The sequence below is a fragment of the Arthrobacter sp. fls2-241-R2A-172 genome (assembly GCF_030208885.1).
Lineage (GTDB): Bacteria > Actinomycetota > Actinomycetes > Actinomycetales > Micrococcaceae > Arthrobacter.
In genome coordinates this window covers 1-1,680 of the sequence record NZ_JARVTB010000023.1, presented here as the reverse complement: position 1 = coordinate 1,680, position 1,680 = coordinate 1, and the positions used below count along the sequence as shown (strand labels likewise).

Annotated in this window: 2 protein-coding genes; both read left to right on the top strand. The window is 64.6% G+C overall.

The genetic code is table 11. The annotated features are described in order from the left end of the window. The first annotated feature begins 175 nt into the window (after positions 1-175). Positions 176-688: a hypothetical protein gene (locus tag QRM57_RS20795; RefSeq protein ID WP_284988109.1), complete on the top strand. Its 513-nt coding sequence runs from the start codon at positions 176-178 to the stop codon at positions 686-688. A gap of 42 nt (positions 689-730) precedes the next feature. Beyond that, a partial coding sequence (locus QRM57_RS20790; protein WP_502868675.1) for a ParA family protein occupies positions 731-1,680 on the top strand: 950 nt, incomplete at its 3' end.

Genomic DNA, 1,680 nt, shown 5'->3' with positions numbered 1-1,680 from the left:
CGGACCCGCAATACGGCCATGTCGCCGTGGTCAAGGAAGTTAAGGACGACGGGACCTACGTCGAAGAGGGCTACAACGGCAACCCGCCCCCGGATGACCACAACTACTACACCCGGACCGTCAAAAGCAGTGTCCCGTCCGCGTTCCTGTATCTGCCCAACCAAGAGGAGAAGAAGTGAAAAAAACTATGGCCCTCATCGCAGCAGCAGCCCTGCTGTGCGCCGGATGCGCACCAGCCTCGAACACCACACCGGCACCGGCAGAGACAACGGCCGCACCCTCTGCTCCGGTGTCTCTGAGCGTCGACAGCGGCCCGCAGGCACCGGGTGGGACCGTCCCTGCCACTATTGGCATCGTCTGGGATCAGGCCAGCAAGGATCAGGCCGTGGACGTCGCGCAGAAGGCCATGGCCGACTTCGCCCGCCCGACGGTGGAGGAACAACAGTGGGCCAATGATCTGGCCCGTTGGCTCACCCCGCAGGCCACCGCTGACTACTCGGCAGTGGATCCGGCCAACATCCCGGCCAGCCGCGTCACCGGCCCGGCCAAGCTGACCGTCGATGAATCCAACGGCTACGGCGTCGCAGCCGCTGTCCCGACGAACGCCGGGATTTACATGCTGCAGCTGCTCCGCACGGGCAAGGACGCTCCGTGGAAGGTCAACCGACTGACACCACCAACGTCCTAAGCGCCGCACCTCTCCACCTCTTACACGTAAGGAAGAAAGTTCATGGGTACTACACCAACCGAGGTCCTGGCCTTTCCAAGCATCAAGGCCATCGTCCGCGACAACGGCACCGCTGAGGTCGTCGTTGCCGGTAACTCCCGCGTCGTCCCCGACGGGGATTCCCTGCAGGACCTTCGCAACAATGCCCTGGCACTCGTCGTGGGCGAAGCGCAGACGCTGAAACGCCCGGTTCGGGTCCAGATCGAGGATCCCGAAGGGCACGGCGAGCTGATCGTGCACCCGGACAACAGGATCGAATCTGTCTCCTACGAACCGCGCCCGGCACGTCGCCGTGCGCAGGCTCCGGCGACCGCGCCCGAGACGGTAGCCCCGGCCGTCATTGAGACAGTCCCTGTGGCGGCTCCTGAACCGGTAGCGGTTCCCGCGCAGCCGGCCCCGGTAATCGAGGAAACGGCCGCGGCAGTGGAACGCCAGCCATGGCCGCCCGCCCCCGTTGAAGCTAAGCCTTCGTCGGCCTCCGAGGAACCGGAGTCAGCCCAGGCTGTCACCGAGGCACCGCTGACACGGCGTAGCTTGAAGGAAACCTCATTCCTCGTCAGCGCTCCGGTGCTGGAACCTGCAACACAGGGCTGGCGGGGAACACTCACTCGGATGGGGCTCCGGATGGACCCTTCTGCCGAAGAACTCTCAGAACGTGAAGATATCCGCACCGTCAGCCAGCACTGGCCCGGTCCGCGCAAGATCGCTGTCGTCAACCGTAAGGGCGGCGCTAACAAGACCCCCACCGTAGTGAACCTCTGCGCTGTCTTCGCCCGCTACGGAGGCGGACCGGTGCTGGCGTGGGACAACAACGAGTCCCAAGGCACTTTGGGGTGGCGCACCGAACAGGGACCGCACAACGCCAGCGTTCTGGACCTGGTGGATTCTTCGACCAGGCTCTTGTCACCGGAAGCGAACAGCGCCGATCTGGCGCACTTCGTGCACCACCAAAC